Source organism: Sulfitobacter sp. PR48, assembly GCF_028807335.1.
In the GTDB taxonomy this organism is placed as follows: Bacteria; Pseudomonadota; Alphaproteobacteria; order Rhodobacterales; family Rhodobacteraceae; genus Sulfitobacter.
On the sequence record NZ_JARAMM010000012.1, the window covers coordinates 142,781 to 159,704 of the forward strand.

General features: G+C 58.3%; 10 protein-coding genes. 1 reads left to right on the top strand and 9 read right to left on the bottom strand.

The window, feature by feature from the left end:
• Window positions 1-171: 171 nt before the first annotated feature.
• From PVW51_RS16840 to PVW51_RS16875, 8 genes are all read right to left on the bottom strand, one after another.
• Window positions 172-3,522 (bottom strand): DEAD/DEAH box helicase, encoded by a 3,351-nt coding sequence (locus tag PVW51_RS16840; RefSeq protein ID WP_274576176.1) that lies wholly within the window; start codon window positions 3,520-3,522, stop codon window positions 172-174.
• 396 nt (window positions 3,523-3,918) lie between these two features.
• Complete coding sequence (locus PVW51_RS16845; RefSeq protein ID WP_274576177.1) at window positions 3,919-4,083, bottom strand: hypothetical protein; 165 nt, start codon at window positions 4,081-4,083, stop codon at window positions 3,919-3,921.
• A gap of 388 nt (window positions 4,084-4,471) precedes the next feature.
• Window positions 4,472-4,945: a hypothetical protein gene (locus PVW51_RS16850; RefSeq protein WP_274576178.1), complete on the bottom strand. Its 474-nt coding sequence runs from the start codon at window positions 4,943-4,945 to the stop codon at window positions 4,472-4,474.
• Between the two features lie 99 nt (window positions 4,946-5,044).
• On the bottom strand, window positions 5,045-7,228 hold the full coding sequence (locus PVW51_RS16855) for a ParB/RepB/Spo0J family partition protein (RefSeq protein WP_274576179.1): 2,184 nt from the start codon (window positions 7,226-7,228) through the stop codon (window positions 5,045-5,047).
• Between the two features lie 178 nt (window positions 7,229-7,406).
• Entirely contained in the window at window positions 7,407-8,456 is a 1,050-nt protein-coding gene (locus PVW51_RS16860) for a helix-turn-helix domain-containing protein (protein ID WP_274576180.1), read from the bottom strand.
• 155 nt (window positions 8,457-8,611) lie between these two features.
• Window positions 8,612-9,682, bottom strand: a complete 1,071-nt coding sequence (gene repB / locus PVW51_RS16865) for a plasmid partitioning protein RepB (RefSeq protein ID WP_274576181.1) — start codon at window positions 9,680-9,682, stop codon at window positions 8,612-8,614.
• Complete coding sequence (repA, locus tag PVW51_RS16870) at window positions 9,682-10,869, bottom strand: plasmid partitioning protein RepA (RefSeq protein ID WP_099828095.1); 1,188 nt, start codon at window positions 10,867-10,869, stop codon at window positions 9,682-9,684. Before repA ends, repB begins: the two co-directional genes overlap by 1 nt.
• A gap of 282 nt (window positions 10,870-11,151) precedes the next feature.
• A complete protein-coding gene (locus PVW51_RS16875) occupies window positions 11,152-12,033 on the bottom strand; it encodes a recombinase family protein (RefSeq protein ID WP_274576183.1) in 882 nt (293 codons plus the stop codon).
• Between the two features lie 226 nt (window positions 12,034-12,259).
• On the opposite strand from PVW51_RS16875, the gene PVW51_RS16880 reads away from it, so the two are divergent.
• Window positions 12,260-13,327 (top strand): hypothetical protein, encoded by a 1,068-nt coding sequence (locus PVW51_RS16880; protein WP_198362935.1) that lies wholly within the window; start codon window positions 12,260-12,262, stop codon window positions 13,325-13,327.
• Between the two features lie 460 nt (window positions 13,328-13,787).
• Here the strand turns inward: PVW51_RS16880 and PVW51_RS16885 are convergent, their stop codons facing one another.
• On the bottom strand, window positions 13,788-16,850 hold the full coding sequence (locus tag PVW51_RS16885) for an AAA family ATPase (protein ID WP_274576186.1): 3,063 nt from the start codon (window positions 16,848-16,850) through the stop codon (window positions 13,788-13,790).
• Window positions 16,851-16,924: the final 74 nt, after the last annotated feature.

The following is a 16,924-nucleotide window of genomic DNA, read 5'->3' on the forward strand; positions in this document are numbered from 1 at the left end:
CCCGACCCAGTCATTGGGGCCTGGCGCCGCGTATGATAGGTGCGGCTTCACTTTGGCCGCCAATGTCGTGCCGCGGCCCACATCGAAAAACCTTCAGAGTTGCCGATATTTGCTGCAAACCGTCTCAATGCCGGCTCATAAAAATATCCAACACTTGCTTCGCTGAGTCACCTAATTGGAACAATAGAACTTCAGCCGCGTGTTTGCTCTGGCACAGGCCGTCTGCATGGCATCCCAATGCATCAGGAACTGCCGCAGGCGGTTCGGCCAACGCTCTTGGTTCAGGCCCTCCACAAGCGCTTGCCTGCGCGCCATCTTCGCTCCGACAATCCAGATTTCACGATCAAAGGACGGATTTCGACACGACGCGTGGAGCAGATCGTTGAGTTGAGCAGATGTGAGACCGTTAGGATTCCGAAAGATGCGGCTACGACCATGTAGCCTGACTTGATTAGCCTGTACGTCGGTTTCCCATCGATCGGGCGTCCAGACCGTAGATGGCTGTCCGCGCGAGATAAACCCGAGGCTTGCGAGTGCTTGCCGACCGACATCCTGTAGTCCGCCGACATGATATCCGGTGCCGCCCCGCCCCACATCGCCGACCTTTGCGTGAACAAACACGATCTTCCTGTTATCAGGATCAAAACCTATGAAGTCCGCGGCTTCACGGCTATCGTCATCACACAACCAGACCGGTATGGCTTCAATTTCGGCGGTAAGTTTGTCATCCGCGATCCCGTTGGCAGCGCGCTGGCCTTCGCATGTTACCGAAAAAAGCCCGAAAATGGATTGCCTGTACCAATTTGCACGATTTGCGGCGTATTGATCGTCGCCCTTCTCGGTCAGGACATCATCGAGCGTGGGCGATGCGTGGATATATTCGAGAACCGGTTTGACGCCACCGTCCTGAACCCACTGCATCTTCGGTTCGTAGAAATTGCCCTCCGAATACACGACGCTGTCACGCTGTGTGAGAATTCGGAAGGCCTGCCCTTTGTTAAGCCGCTGTATGAGCGTCAAGGCCTGACGCCTATCCTCTCCTTCCTGCGCGGGAGCAAGCTCATCCAGCCTTGGGCTGGTAACCCTGTATTTGCGGGTTTCCGAAACGAACTCGACGCTACACGGCACATCCTCGTCGCCGATCTGGATCGTGAATCCGCCTGTTGCGCCATCCACCTCGGCACATAGATCAAAGTAATCGATGTCCTCAAGGAGAACCCAGGCCGCACCACCGGCCTCGTCGTCGCGCATGTCGTCAAGCGATGGGTCAAGCAGGATCGAAACCGGCTGGGCTTCTTGGTCATCGATATCTTCGACCAAGGCAGCATATCGATTAAAGACATGGCTTCGTTCCCGATCGGCATCCGCCAGCTCGGCGGCGATTTCTGTAGTCCATGTAAGATAGTCTGCAACCGAAACATGGCGCTCCGAAGCATCGCGCAGGCGCGAGCGATTAAAGCCAACATACCGGGCGGTCCCGTTTACAAAACCGGCGGCAGTTGCAGGAACGAGCGAAGGATCAAGCAAATCGGTAAAAGCATCTGCAAAAGAACGAGTCCGCAGAGCCATTGCCCGGATCGCATGTTGGGACATGTCGAGAGAGGAGAAGGACATGCGGGAAAGTCGGGACGGATTGTCGTCACTCTCGGGGAAGGCCTTTTCCATGACCGACCTGCCCGCTCGTTTGAGGCTTAGGCCGTCCATATCCACCACAAGGCCTTCTGTATCGTGCATGAAAACGAGTTCACCCTGTTGGACAGCAAGGAAAACCCCAAGCTTCCATTCAGAAAAGAACCGGTCGATCAGGTACGGCGAGTTTCGCCACGCATAGTAGGAAAAACCGATCGAACCATCCGGCATGCCTTCAATCGGCGTAATCTTAAACCGGTCCTTGTCCATGATTGCTTCTTCGATCACCGTGGCGAACACACGGATGTCGGGAAGCGGTGCGGCAGTTCTCAGAACAGCGGCGGTTCGGGGAAGCTGGATGTCGCCTGCGGCGAGTGGCTGTTCGAACTCGAAGCGCCCCCGAAATTCACCGCCAATATATTGATACTCGGCCATGTATTCGAGCAGGCGGTCCGGAAGCGTAACCTCGTTCGTGACGATATGCGCGGTGTTCCGCGCCGCATAATCCTCGTAGCCTTGGTATCTCTCCCAAGTAGTCCGAATACGCTCGGCATTGGCAGGAGTGGAAAGAATCCAACCTGCCTGGGGTATACCATCCTCACCCCGCGAATATCTGGTCGCACGTCCAATCTGCTGCACGAGCTGTCGTGCATTGCCCATGAGATCGAAGATGGCGACGGCAACGAATGACGGATCGTCAATCCCCTCCATGAGCTTGTTCTGGTGAATCCAGAACTTCGCGTCAGGGCGGGACCGAAGAGCGGACGCGACGCTGGTGAACATGTCCCGGTTCTGCTGCGTCTTCTTCGCGCGGTCATGGATCACGACAGCTTGCGTTTCGAAGACGCGGTTAATCTCGGTCTGTAAGAGCGTGAGGGTCTCAAGGTCATCACCGCGCACCATGACTTTTGGCGTTACGCCGTTCAAAAACCAGCGTTCGGCCTCCCGCAGGCGCTCGAGCAATTCCTTGTGCAGAATGCCGACAAACTGTGGGATTGCAGCTTCCCGCACAACTGGTCCGACGTCGCCTTCTGGCACGATGATATCGGCGGGACGGATAATACGCCCGTCAACTGCCTGCCTGTAAGGGAAGTTGAAGAGATAACGTCCGCGCACACGAAACGACTTGTAGTCGTTCCTGTAAGGCGTTGCGCTCAATAGAAGAGTCGGCAGATTGAATTCTCGAACGCCGCGTGACCACGAGATAGCAGGCTCGTAATGACCTTCATCGACGATCACGAGATCAAACTCGTCCCGGATATGCGCTAAAAGAGCTGCTGCAACTGCCGAACCGCCATCATCAGGATCTTGTGCCGTCTTGCGGATGTCGCCGAGCGCCTGATGCGTGCCGACGAGAATGGCGCGATCAGTGGCCTGATCGCCCAGATGCTGCACCACCATGCCGACATTCTTGGGCAAGAATTGTTCGACATACACGTTGTCAAGCGTGGTGCCGAACACGTCGGCCTCCGCGGTGAAGAGCGCCGAGCCGTTTGCCTCATACCCAAGGTGAGACCAGAAACGGTAACGGATGTCCGCCAGGAGTTGCTCAGTCAGCGCAGTGCGTGGCGTCAATACGAGAACACGGCGGACCTCCGGCAGACACCGCGCAAGGATCGCAATGATGCCAGACTTGCCTGTGCCGGTGGGTAGCTTTAGGAGCGCAGCTTCTGTGTGCTCGGGCCGCTCCGGTATCTGCTTGTCCCCGTGCAGATAGGCAACGACCGTGGCGATAGCTGCTTGCTGGTGCCCCCAGAGGTGTGGCGCATCGTCGACACCCTCCCAGAAGTTGTAGCTTCGAAGGTGCCGGAGGGTCCGCGAATAGGCTCTGTTATCGATTCCCTGTCCCGTAATCGACGTCCGCTCATCCGAAATTAGTTCTTTTAGATTCACTTTTTGTTTTCCTTGGCCGGATGGCAGTACGTCGATCGGCTTGCATACTTCGCCTTATAGTTGAAGCGTAACCACTTATTTTTTTGGCGGAAAGAGCTCTTACGAATATTCTAAGTCATTCAACTATCAAAGCATATGACATTGCAAAGGCCGCTTCGAACGCTGCATGCAGCACCGAAAGATAGAATTAATGTTCGGTCCGGCCCGGACATGTCGATATTCTTGGCGTTGTGGCAGTCGCGTTGCAACTGGCACCTCTACAGCTTCAGGCCATCTGGCGCTGCGCCATCGGCGGTCCACTGTTCCGAATATTTCACCGGCACCGTGCGGGAGCGCAACGACGCAGCAGAAGACGCTTCTGCGCCTCCGCGTGAGCCTGCCGGGGTAACCGTGGGCCTAAGCCCACGGGTTAATCTCAACCAGCACCTGAACCTCGTCGCCGTCGATTTCATCGGCGGGGACGGCGCCGAAGGATCCATCCCCTGCCTGGAAGACGACGATTGAGACCATGAGGGTGGCGGCGAGGGAGGCGGCGAAGGCGTGTGCATCTTTGCGGGACATCTGTTTGGCTCCTGTCTTGGAGGCGGGGGACCATCCCCCGCGCGACAGGCCCTCGAAGGCCCGAATACTGGCTGACATCACCGGGTGCGTTCGGCTCGCCCGAATCTACCCGGCGGCACGGGCTTGCCCCGTAGTCCGACCCCTCGCGGGTTGATCTCGAAGACAGAATTCGGGGCAAGGAAGGGAATGGCGAGCGGGGGATGGTCCCCCAACGTCAGGAGCCGATTGTCCCGCTGATGCTTCTAACGCCGCCAGCCTCCCGGCCACGCTCTTGGTTGAAGACGTCCTTCCTTGGGGATGGTTCCTTTGGTGCCCCGCGAACTCAAAGGACAAGGTTGTGATGGTTGAGAGGCCCGCGCTTGGGCGGGCCCCTCGGTTTCAGTTGGGCTCAGGCGGCCAGGTCCGCGCCCCCTGCCCTTTCGCCCTCTTCATCGCCGACGATTTCAAGCCGCGCATTGCGGTATCCTTCCTTGGCGATCCAAAGCTCGGCCGCAGTGACGGACTCCGCTAGATGCAGCAGCTCCGTGTTGCCGCCGAAGTCCAGAAGCACGCGCACCTGCCCGGGCTTCGGCTCCTCGGCCACCTCGAAGACGAGGGCGCTGTCAGCGGAATGGCTGCGCATGATGGTGACGAGGATCACCCCGTCCGAAGCGAAGTTGCCTTCATGCAGCGTGAACGACGCGGGAGCAGTCCAGGTCGCGTAAGGCCGGGGTGGCTCCTTTTTTACAAGGCGGCCGACACCGTTCGAACGCTCCCAGGCCGCCAGCTTCTTGGTGAAGCGTGCCGGTGGCTTGGGGCTGCCGTCAGTGTAGCGAATGAGCGCCCCGAGGGGTGCGGTGTCGATGATGGTTGTTGCAGACATGATTCCTCATTCTGAATGCGAGTAATCGCATTCATCTTATTGATATTGTTACACTATAGGGTGATTGGGGGCGGAATCTCCGCCCCCCACTGGATCACGTTATTCTGCGACCAGCATCGACGCGCCTTCAGCAGGCAGGTCATCCGTCAGGAATGCAGGAAGGTCAGCCTCACTGACGCTGTCGGCCATTTCGGCATCGACATCCGCCCCCTGCCCTTCGGCATGGCCCTCACCGTCCAGCGCCACGAGTTCGTTCCGGCGCAGGACCTCGGGCAACCAGCCACTGCCCTTCAGCAAGCGCTCGGCCTCACTGGCCATCTCTCCCTTCTTCAGGTGATCGAGAAGCTGGGCAGTCCCCTCCCCTTTCGCATCGCGCACGGCCTCGAGGATGCGGGCCTTGGGCACGCGGTTGAGATAGGTGTCGACCGTCGGCTCCCAGCCCGCCTCGACCATATCGAGACCTGTGGCGCGCGCCACGAGATCGGAATGCGCCATCCGCCGGGTCAAACCGCCAGCAGAGATGCCCGCTCCGTAAGGGTTCACTTTCTCATGCAGCGCGTTGACGCCGAAGCTGAGGCAATGCGCCAGCAAGGCCAGACGGCTGCCCTGGTCGATGACCGTCAGATAGTCCCAGAGTGCCGCATCATCGCCAAGCGGCAGATCGGCTTCCCATTCCGCGTGACGCTCGTCGACCAGCTTGGCCACCACACTGTCCTTCAGATCGGGCGCCTGCGCCGACATGTAGACCGGACGCACCGAGGCTTCGAGACAGCTGCCCGAAGCGGAGGAGGTGCGGAAGGTGTCCGTGACGAGCTTCAGCAGCAGCAGCGTCAACGCGACATCCGGCGAGCGCCCGATCGCTTCACGCAGCGCCAGCGTCCGGTGGGCCGTCAACTCCATGACCAACCGCTCGGGTAGTGGCTTCAGCGCTCCGTCATCCTCATCCTCCGGCAGGTCGCCACCAATCGGCTGGCCACCCGACATGATGACGGTTCCGCCATGAGCGGCACTGCCATGGCCATCGGTGAGATCACGATCAGCCCCCTGCCCCGCCACCGCAGGATCATCACCATCCTGGACCGCGGTCTCCTCAACGGGCTCATCCTCTGGACGCACATACCCGCGATAGACTGCCAGCGCGCCGTAGCGGTCGAGCGTGACGAACGCCCCTGCCCGTCCGATTTCCAACGGATCGAAGATCAACGGCCGGGTTTCGATCTTTTCCATCTCCGTTTCCAACACGCCAAGCCGCGCGTCGATTTCATCGGGGATGTCATCCTGACCCGCGTACTCGTCTTCCAGCGCCCGATACTCGGCGAGCAGCTTGGCATGGGCCGCGCCTTCGTCATCCGTCATCGGTGCCGGATCGCCGGACAGGGACCGCAGGCCGTGGCTGTAGCCATAGGGCAGGTCGAGTGCGACCTCGATCCACTTCCAACCCTCAACCGCGACCGTCTCAGCCTCGGCCTGGAGTTTGTCCGTCACAAGCCGATCGAGCAGGGCTGGGTCCTCGAGCCAGCCACCGTCATCGCCCTGAAAGAGGTCATGCAGCATCGTGCCGCCCGCCGCTTCGTAGGCCTCAACACCCACAAAGACCGCACGCCGGTCGGACGCCCGAACCGAGGTCTCGGTGAGCATGCGCCGGATCTGGAATGGCTCCTTGTTCCAGGATGAATGGATCACATCCCAGACCTGAACCTGGCGCGCGTGATCAGGGTTCACGGTGAAGGCCATGAGTTGCTCCAGCGTCATGCCATCCTCGGCATAGATCTCAAGCAGGGCAGGGGCGACGGAAGCGAGTTTGAGGCGCTGCTTCACGATCTGCGGCGTCACGAAGAAGGCGGCAGCAATCTCAGCATCGCTCTGCCCCTTGTCCCGCAGGGCCACAAACGCGCGGAACTGGTCGAGCGGGTGCAGGGCGACGCGCTGCATGTTTTCTGCAAGGGAATCGTCCTCGGCCAGGATGTCGGACGCCGCATCACGGACGATGCAAGGAATGGGCGTCGTCTTCGCCAACCGTTTTTGCTTCACCAGCAAGGACAATGCCTGGAACCGGCGGCCACCGGCCGGTATCTCGAACTTGCCGGTCTCGGCACCATCGTTAGCCAAGACGGGCCGCACGCTCAGGCTCTGCAAGAGGCCGCGGCGGCCAATGTCTTCGGCCAGTTCCTCGACGGACACGCCAGCCTTGATGCGCCGCACATTGGACTGGCTCAGCACCAGCTTGTCGAAAGGGATATCCCGCGAAGGGGACAGGGTGATTTTCTGGACAGCTTTCGTCATCAGATCTTCTCCACGACGGGCGCCGGAAGCCACTCTCCCGATCTCACTTCCCGTCACCCTCAAACCAACACTCCTTTCCCTCTCGATGACCTTATGGTTGGAACTATCCGGGAAAATTTGCCGGAGGATAGAAGACTACGCTCAATTACAAACTGGTTGAGTGAGCGTGATAAGACCATCACGTCCCTTGCCTCATCATAGCGTCGAGGTAGGCGTTGTTGTTTTTCACCTGTCCTGTGCTGGCTCTCAAAATTAATTCGTCGAGTGCAATAAGGAGCTGCCCTGGACCTCGTTCTCTAAGGTGTTTCATGATCCTGCCCTGTTCTATTCTTAGCAATCTTCCGACATCGGCCAATATTTCGAGAACTGATTGATGATCTCTTGGTTCATGCGGGAAGAAGTCCGATACGTTTTTCAGGTCCGTCCATGCCATAATTGTTGGATCTCGGCGTTCCTGAAAACCAGAGGTGCAGTGTGCATCTGCTCTATCTTTTTTTATATTCAATCTTGTGGGTTCTACGTGCCGGACATTTTGTCCGTCGTCGCCGGACATTTGGTCGGGCATTGTTTCCTGAGCGTCATGGTTTCCGGCCGGAAACTCTCTGATGGTCGCTCCGACCAACTCTGCCAGCCTCTTGATAAGCTCTATGATTTCGTCGGCTTTGAGAGTTGCACGGCGTAGGATGTTTCGTACGTTCTGGAGAAATGAGACAGTCTCAACATCCTTTGCTTGGCGCAAAGCCTCGACACGAAGAGCCAGTGCCTCCGCCTTGAGTGACCGTAGCTTTTCCTGATCGCCCACAAGCTGTTCTGCGTGTTCGGTGAGCTCTCTTTCCCGATCATACATTGGCTGCAGATCGAAGCCAAAGGCATCTCTGATCAATCCACCGTAGCGAAGAGGGAACCGTTTGCGGGTTGCGCTATCCCTGCGCTGGATCAGCCCGGCATCCACGAGGTGTCCGATACACCGTCGAATCGTTCTCTCGTTCAGGCCGTTCGTTCTCTCAGACAATGATGCGTTTGAGGGAAAGACGATAGTCATTGGAGCTGTTTTTCCGGCCTTCTTCGGCATGAAGCTGATCAAGGCCTGCAGTGTTACCAGGTCATTTGGTGTCAGACCGAGTTCTTTGCGAAGCGCTCGGATCGGCTCGATTACCCTGTACGGGTTCGTACCGGGTACAGACGATCGTTCCGCCAAGGCGGGTGTGTGAGAAAATACCTGTCTCATGATGATTTCGGCTGAAAAAGCTTCCCCGTTCACCGCGAACGGTGTTGAAAACGATTCGGCTTCGGGGTATCAATCAGGTGTCTAAGCTAATCGAGGCCCTTCGGAAGCGCTGCTTTCGGGGGGTCTTTCCTTTTCTGGCCTGTCCTCCTTTCTGCTCAGTTTTTGTTATCGTCTATTTCAGGACCATCAAGATCCTGATCCCTGCCGGAGACTGGGTTACCTATGGGTTCCATTTTCTCTGGGGTAATGATCTGCCCTGGACCAGCGGCCTTCGCGTTCGCCAACGCTAGAAGAGCGGCCTCTGGATTCTCAGAGATCCACTTATGAAGCCCGTCATCTCCGTTCTTGACGGTGATGATCACGTTTCTTTTGGTGACCTTCACCATCCCGAGTTTTGTCTTGATTGCCGATGGGGCAGGGGGCTTGTGCTGTTTCAGGAGCCCTTCGAAGATCGCAAAGCGTTCGTCGGAGGTCTTGCCTGAACCTCTGGATTCCATGAGAGCATCATGGAATTCTCGGTTTCCGGCCGGAAACCCTTCACCTCCAGAGAAGCCAAGGCTCTCATAAGACTTTGCGGCAGCATACCAACGATCCCGTCCAACCCCGGGTGCCGCCCCGATCTTTTGGATGAGTTCAGTCGGAATACAGGAAGTGACTTGTTTCATGCGAGCAAGTCCCGTGAGCTTGTCACCGGCTTTCCTGGCTTTCTGATCGATGTTGAGGGCGTCACAGACCAGTCCCTCATCCTTGCCGGACTCTATGAGAGAACGTGCAAAAAGGGCTTTCTCGATCCAGCTGAGGTCTTTTCGGAAGCTGTTCTCTTGGCCTTGTGCAAGAATCGCTTGATCCTCATCCAAGCCTCTGATGAGAGCCTTTGCGGGCTTGCCAATAAGTCGAAGGGCCGCTAATCGCCTGCGCCCATAGATGATCCTGTACCGCCCCCCTTCGGGGCTCAGAAGTATCGGGATAAGCTGTCCCTGCTTGTCAATGCTTTCAGCCAGTTCCCTGATGTCATCTTCGTCATCCAGGGCCAGACGATCCTGGAACTCGGAATCATCAATAAGGTCGGTACTGATTTCTTGAATTGAAGATTGTGCCGCATCCTGAAGAGAACGGGCCATTCCCGAAAGGGCAGGGGCTCGTGACTGGGTTCGAGTCGGAGAAATCGACGAGCTCTGCTGCTTTTCTTCATCCTCGGGAATGTCGAATGTGACTTTGCGGGCCATTACTTGCGCCCCCATGCCGTTTTGATGAGCCCTTCGACCTCCGCCACAACCCCGTTGATGGACTCGATAGCCCGATCGTACGTCTGGCGATGAAAATCCGTTCTGGCGATCTCGAACAGTGTCTGTTGCGTGAGCCCAGCGTCAGAGACTGCGGAGGATTTCAGGAAAGGCTGAGTAAGAACGTCATCCGTGAACATGGTCCGCAGGAATGCCGCCATCTGGGTTTGGGGGCCGTCATTGGGCTCGAAACGAGTGATTAGAAATCTCATGAAGTCCCAGTCGGGCGATGCGCCCACATCAGCAATTGTTGCCATGAGGCTGGATGTGAGCTGCAGGAATTGGGCCATCGAGGCGACGTCAAGCATGCTTGGAATGACAGTGACGACTAGGGATGTCGACGCTACCAAAGCCGATAGTGTGGTAAACCCGAGTTGCGGTGGGCAGTCGATGACGACAATGTCGTAGTCTGTCTCGACTTCATTAATGCAAAGGGCAAGCCGCTGATAGAACGGCGGCCTGATATTGTTTCGAAGGGCGTGTGCGGTTTCGGTCTCGAACTCAGAGAGCAGCAAGCCGGCCGCGGCTAGATCGAGGTTGTGGAAATACGTTTTGCGCACAACGTCTCTAAAGGGGATAGGGTCCTCGTACCGAAGGGCATCGTACACCGTTCCGGCCTCAGGGAAGTCGATTTCCGGCCGGAAACCGAACATGGTGGTCATTGAGGCTTGTGGGTCGAGATCAATTGCCAGAACCCGATAACCATCAAGGGCAAGCTTTTGGGCCAGATGGATCGCTGTTGTCGTCTTCCCTGCGCCCCCTTTGAAGTTGGCGATCGAAATGATCTGGATATGCTCCCCATCCCGACGACGAGGAACGATATGCTGGAACTTGGTGCTTGACCGGGCTATTTCGTGGCGCGCTATATCGATTTGCTCTGCAGTGTAGAACCTGCGGCCGCGGGCGTCTGTTTCGATTTCACCGAGATCGAGCTTGTCCTCGAAAAACATCTTCCGCAAAAAATCTTGGCTTACGCCGAGGATCTGGGCAACTTCCGTGGATGAGAAGCGTCTGAGAGCCTTTCGTTCATCAGGTAGAAACGACTTGCGCATATTCACATCAAGCGATTTGCTTAGACGTGTCGCCATCGTCTGGATCTTTTGATCCATTCTGATCCGCTGCTCGTTCATGCCCGTCCCGTCGCCCGTCTTCCGGGTCTATCTTGAGAAGGAACGCAAAACCGCCGGAAACTGATGGTTAGCGTTCTTCCGCAAAAATGTCAGGAAAGCGTTTGACAGGCAAGGATTTTTTCAGATGGTGGGCCGGTATCCGGTGAAATCATTTATTTACAATGACTTATCTTATTTCGCGGATCCAGCGCGTCAAGTGCTTGTGTCGCTGCCATCACTTAAACGCAAGATGTACCCGATTCACATAGGCGGTTTTGCTTCCAAAGAACGAATCTGAGTCTCTTAAATCATTCCCAGTCTCTCAGCCCGTTCCAGCAGCATCTTCACCGAAGACGGCCGCCATCTTGTTCGGCCACGAGGCGTGCGTTCGCGCATAGATTCCAGCCGTTCACAGATCGCTTGAAGGGTGATGTCGGGATCTGCGCCCTTGATGCCAGCAATAATGGCGGGCAGGCGGTCGTCCTTTTCGCGACGCCCGGCGCGGGCCAAAACTGTCTTGGGCAGGAAGCCGTCGCGGACATAGGCCTTCACGGCGCGCAAGAGACGGCTTTGGGTCCAGCGACGCGCCTCGGGCAAGGGGCCGTTGATGATGCGCACAACATCCTCCCAGGCCAAGTCGGGGCGCAATCGGCGCACATGGGGCACCCAATCTTGTGCCGTCTCGTTCAGACGCTCCATGTAGCCGTCCTGTCGCGCCAGCCGCACCTTGCGAAGAGCGGCTGGGTCTTTGGCCCGCAGCCCAGGGTTCCCGCCCACGCGGCCCTTTGTGCGCGCGCTGGCGAGGCCGGCCTTGGTTCGTTCCCGGATAAGGGCGCGCTCAAACTCGGCCGCAGCCCCCAGCACTTGCAAAGTGAACTTGCCCTGCGGGGATCCGGTGTCGATGGGGTCTTGAATGGAACGAAAGAAAGCACCCTTGGACTCCAGCCGCTCGATCACCTCCAGCAGATGTGACAGGGACCGCGCGAGGCGGTCGATCCGTACGACCACCAGCGTGTCGCCCTTGCTAATGCGCTCCAGCAAGCGGGCAAGCACCGGCCGGGCACGATTGCCGCCTGAGGCGTGCTCTTCGAAGATCTCGACGCATCCCGCAGTTTGCAGGGCCTCAGACTGGGGCAGGGGGGTCTGATCCTCTGTGGATACGCGCGCATAGCCTATCAGGGGCATGAAAATCGGCCGTTTGCAATTTCATATACCGTTACTAAACGACGGTTTATAAACGAATGCAAGCAAGTGTTCTCTCGTTGAGCTGGCGTACAATGCCTTGGTTTTCTTGCGCAGAGCGCGATCTGAGAGGTTCCGCCGGCAGTCGCGCGCGCGTACTATATAAAGGGCGCAAGCAACGGCCACAAAAACGCTTGGGTAATGGGCAAAAAATCAGTATTTTGCACATATGAAATCACAAACATCTAATTTGACTAATGATTTTGACGACCCCTTCATCACAGTCGAGGGGGACGAAGAGGCTCACGAGGATGATCTCTGGTTCCTGCCTGGGCCACTCGAAGAAGAACCCGATGATTTGCCTCCCGGGCCGCGGGCGGAACCGCCCGACACCGCTGTCGTCGATGACTGGGCAAGGGCAGAGGGGGTTCACGCTGCGCGACTGGCAAGAGTGGCTGGACGCCTTGGAGCTCTGGATGACCGGCTGCTGCGCGGTCCGGAAGGCTGGCGGCATCGGCTCGCTCTCATCGAGGCGGCGGATCTTAGCTGGTTCGCAGGAGATCGGGTGAGTTCTGATCGGCTGGCGCTCTGGGTGTCGATGCGGCTCTCGGGCGCACAGGATGACACAAATGCCCTAGCAAGAGTTGGATGGGCCGCTCGGCGCCTGACTGGCGGTCCCGGACCAAAAGGTGACTTGGCAGCCTTCCTAGATCGCCGCGATCCCGAAAACATTGAAGACAGCACTGAGCGTTTCGAAGATCGCGCGGGCGGATGGCTGGACGTAATAGCAGCCGCAGCCGATCTCCACCCAATCACGCGGGCTTGCATGGGCTTTCATCTCTGGAGCCTGGCGGGCCTCGGACAGCACGGCGACCAGATGGAAGCCGCCGTCACCGCGTCCAGGATCGCGGCCAGTGACGGAAGCGGCGCCATTTTCGCACCGCTCGCTATGGGCGGGGCAGGGGGGCTGCGTGCTTCGGGCTTGCCACCCGAACGCTTGGCCCGCTGGTTGGATGGGATGAACAGCGCAATTCTAACGGCGATGCGTCATCTAGATGATACCCAGACATGGAGTGCTCGGGCGGAAGGAGCCATGTCTCAGCTTTCGGGGCGAACTCCGGCCGCTCTTCGTTCGGCGTTGACAGAGTGGCCTTTGGTGTCGGCCCCGATGGCGGAAGTCTTAACAGGCGCAAGTCGCGCGGCTGTTCAAAGGAACCTCGCTTGGATGGAAGAGAGAGGCCTGATCCGAGAAGTGACGCAACAAGGACGCTTCAGGATGTGGCGGATCAAGGACTAGACCGTTGTGAGTAGATCCAGCGGTAAGGGCCTTCTCAGTTCATTGAGGGTGGGGCGCGTGGCGCCGATGCCTACGTTCATCAGATTCGCCAAAGAATCCTGGGTTGGATATCGAACAAAATTTTCTCTCAGAATTGCTTTGTGTAATCCGGCAACGAGCTATCGCAGCATTTCGAAAAGATCCGGTGTGTCCTCGTCGCGCCGCCTGCTCAGACCTTCGCCAAGATGTAGGCAATGGTGTTTAATTCGTGTCAGGCCTTTGCCGCCCTCGAAATGGACCCAGCCCCCTCTGGGCATGCCCACACTTACGATCAGCGCCCCGCATATTGGACAAGTCCGCCTGAACGGTGCGCCCTTCTTGCTTTCACGGTCGCCCCGAACTGCCCAACCGCCGCGGACGGATACCGTGCGCCCCGTCGACAGGCGGCGGGTGTGCGCCTTACGGAAATACCAACGGTCCGTCATCCCAGCCCCCTCCTTTCCTCGACCCGGCTGCCGCTTGGGGTCGAACGCACATAGAAGCCTTGTGGAATAGCCTCCTGCACCAGCCCGACATGCGAGATCAGTCCCACAGCCCGGCTGCCCTCTGTCAGCGCAGCAAGAACCTGGATCACTTGGTCCAGCGTGCCCGCCCCATTCTCGGTGTCGAGGCTGCCGAAGCCTTCATCGATGAAGATCGTGTCCATTCGGATCTTGCCCGAAAGGCTCTCGACCACATCAGCTAGCCCAAGCGCGAGGGCTAGTGCCGCGATAAAGGTCTCGCCACCGGATAGCGTTGCTGTCGGACGCGCCTTGCCGGTGTTGATGTCGAAGACCTCGATTTCGAGCCCACGCTTGCCGCGGCCGCCAGATGCCTCAAGCCCGCGCGTCAGCCGGTAGCGACCACGTGTCATAGGGTCGAGCCTCATATTCGCCGCATCGAGAACCTGGTCGAACATTGCACCGATCGCGAAGGTCTCGAGTGTCATCTTGAAATCGTTCTTGCCGTTAGCCAGATCGGCCAGCCCCCGGAGCGGACCGGTCTCGGTTTCAAGCCGCTCGGTTTCGGCCAGCGCCGCCGCAAGCGATTCCTTGAATTTGGTCAGTGACGATACATCTGTCCTCGCTGTGGCGAGTGCAGCGTTGGCCGCGTTCAAGGTCTGGGTGGCGTCTGCCAACGCCAGCTGAAGCGGGGCAAGATCCGGGCGTTCACGATCTGCGCAAGCGGCTATGGCGTTCTGCAATGTCGTGTGAGCCGCGATCAGGCCCTCACGATGATCGGATACCGTCTTCTGGTCGGCATCGAGGGTCGGGAAATGCGCCTTGCAAGCATCATATCCCGCTTTGTCCAGCCCGACCTCGGCAAGCCGAGCACCAAAATCATCTTGCGCCTTTTTCACGCGCTGTTGCTGCGCGTCGCGCGCCCGCTTTGCTGCTTCCAGCTGCTCTTGCGCACGGGTGAGCATTTCACCGGCGGCTCGGTCCTGTTGCGTCGCCACTTCCAGCGCCTCGGACAGTTGCCTTTGCTCTCTCTGTAAAGCCTCCCGTCGAGCGACAACCGCCTCGGGCGTGCGCAGACCTTCCGGCAGGGCCTCGATCACTGTGTCCAGCTTGGCGCGCGCGCCGGCAAGATCGGTCTCGGCCTTTCCCGCAGCGGTGCGCGCCGTAGCCTCGGCAGCTTCAGCCTCAGTCAGTTTCAGCTTGAGTTGGGCCAACTGCTCCGCCATCGCGTCTAAATCGACCGCTTCTCCAAGCGCGGCGACGTCGCCTTCAAGCCGTGCGATTTCAACTTCGAGTTCCGCTAACGTGCGCTCAGGACTTTCCTGTTCCTCGAGCGCCCGCTTCTTTTCGTCGAGCCGCATTCGAAAATTGCCGAGTTCGCTTTCGGCCCGAACTCTGGCTTCGGAGGCAGTTCTCGCCTGAACCTGCGCACTCCGAAACGCTTCGGTCAAACCAGATTGTTCGGGCATACCATGGGCAGGCGCAGGATGATCATGGGAGCCACAGACAGGGCAGGGCGCTCCTTCGGTCAACTTTTCGGCCAGAATGATCGCTTGCGTGCGCGAAAGCCGTGCCTCGGCATCTACCAATGCCGCATCAGCGGCTTGCGCCGCGTCGGTTCTTGTCGCCAGTTCGTTCGATGCCGCTTCTACATTTCGTTGAGCATCCGCGACAGCCTCTTGCGCCTTAACATGCGCCGCTGCCTTGACTCTTTCTCGGTTGACCTCGGCCAACTCACCGGTCAGCTGGCCTCGCACCGTTTCGGTCTTTCGCGCTTGATCAAGTGCCAGATCGGTCGCATCGCGCTGAGACTTGAGCTTCTCTCGGGCATCTATGGCCTCGGTCAGAGCCTTCTTCGCCGAACCTTCGTCCTTCGCAGCGTCGTCAAACGCGCTTCTAAGAGCCGCTGCTTGACCGACCTGGTTCTCGATCGCCTCCAACCTTGTCAGGTCAGCCTGAACTTGCTGCCGCCGGTCCTCGCCCGACTGTGCCTCAACAAGTTTTTTTCCCGCCACCTCCTTCGCGCCAGTGGCGATATCTAGTGCCGCCTCGACCTTTGTGACAGCCTCCACCGCATTCCGGCTTTCCTGCTCCGCATCGCGCAAAGCCGTCTCAAGATCACGGGCCTGAATGGCATTCCGGACAGCCTCAATGCGCTTGGCCAGTTCTTCGACCTCGCCCGTTTTCTTTTCTAGATTATCGAATGCCTGCTGTGCCGTGTCGACAGCAGAAAATGCTTTCTCGATTTGCTCGCCTTCGGTCAGAGCTTTACGCGCGGCTTCGGTAGCCATCGCCGCGCCGTTCTGAACTCCCTGCTTTTCTTCGACTTTTGTTTCGGCTGCGGCAATCCCGAGTTCTAGCGCCTCCGCGCTCTCAAAACCACGTTCCTCGAGTCGAGCCACGTAGAGAGCGCGCTGGTCGCGCAACGCTCGTTCTGCCTCTGAGGCTTCTTCTTTCAGCCGTGCGGCGAGATCTCGATAGATCTTCACGTCGAAGAGATCCCGCAATATCTCGACCCGCGCATCCGTTTTTGCGGCCAAGAACGTCTCGAACTTGCCTTGCGGTAAGAGCACGATCTGTCGAAACTGATCTGCCCCGTAGCCAAGCAGCGCCTCGACTTGCTGCCCAACTAGCGAGACTTTCTTTTCCGCAATGACACGGCCAGACTGACTCGGACCAAGAATGTCCACCGGAATCCCGGTGACGTCGAATAACGAGGCTTCCGACGCGTCCTCAGTGGTCCCTTCACCGCGTGCCTTCGGACGTTCCTGCGCCGGACGACGACGGATCAGGTAGGTCTTGGCGCCCAGCTCAAAGACAAATTCAACTTCGGTAGGTAGATCCGACGCGGCGTGATCCGAGCGTAGTGAACGTGGTTCTTGATCAGTCTTGGTCGGCGCCCCGAATAGCGCGAAGGACATCGCCGAAAACAGCGTCGACTTTCCCGCGCCGGTCTGACCATAAATCCCGAACAGACCCGTCTCCAGCGCGGACCGGAAATCGACTACCTCGGTTGTCGCAAATGGCCCGATGTCAATCGGCACGCAAACTTGACCCCCTATCGGCATGCAAAAATAACCCCCTCGGAGCGCTCGGGTAGCTGGCCCGATGCGGTGTA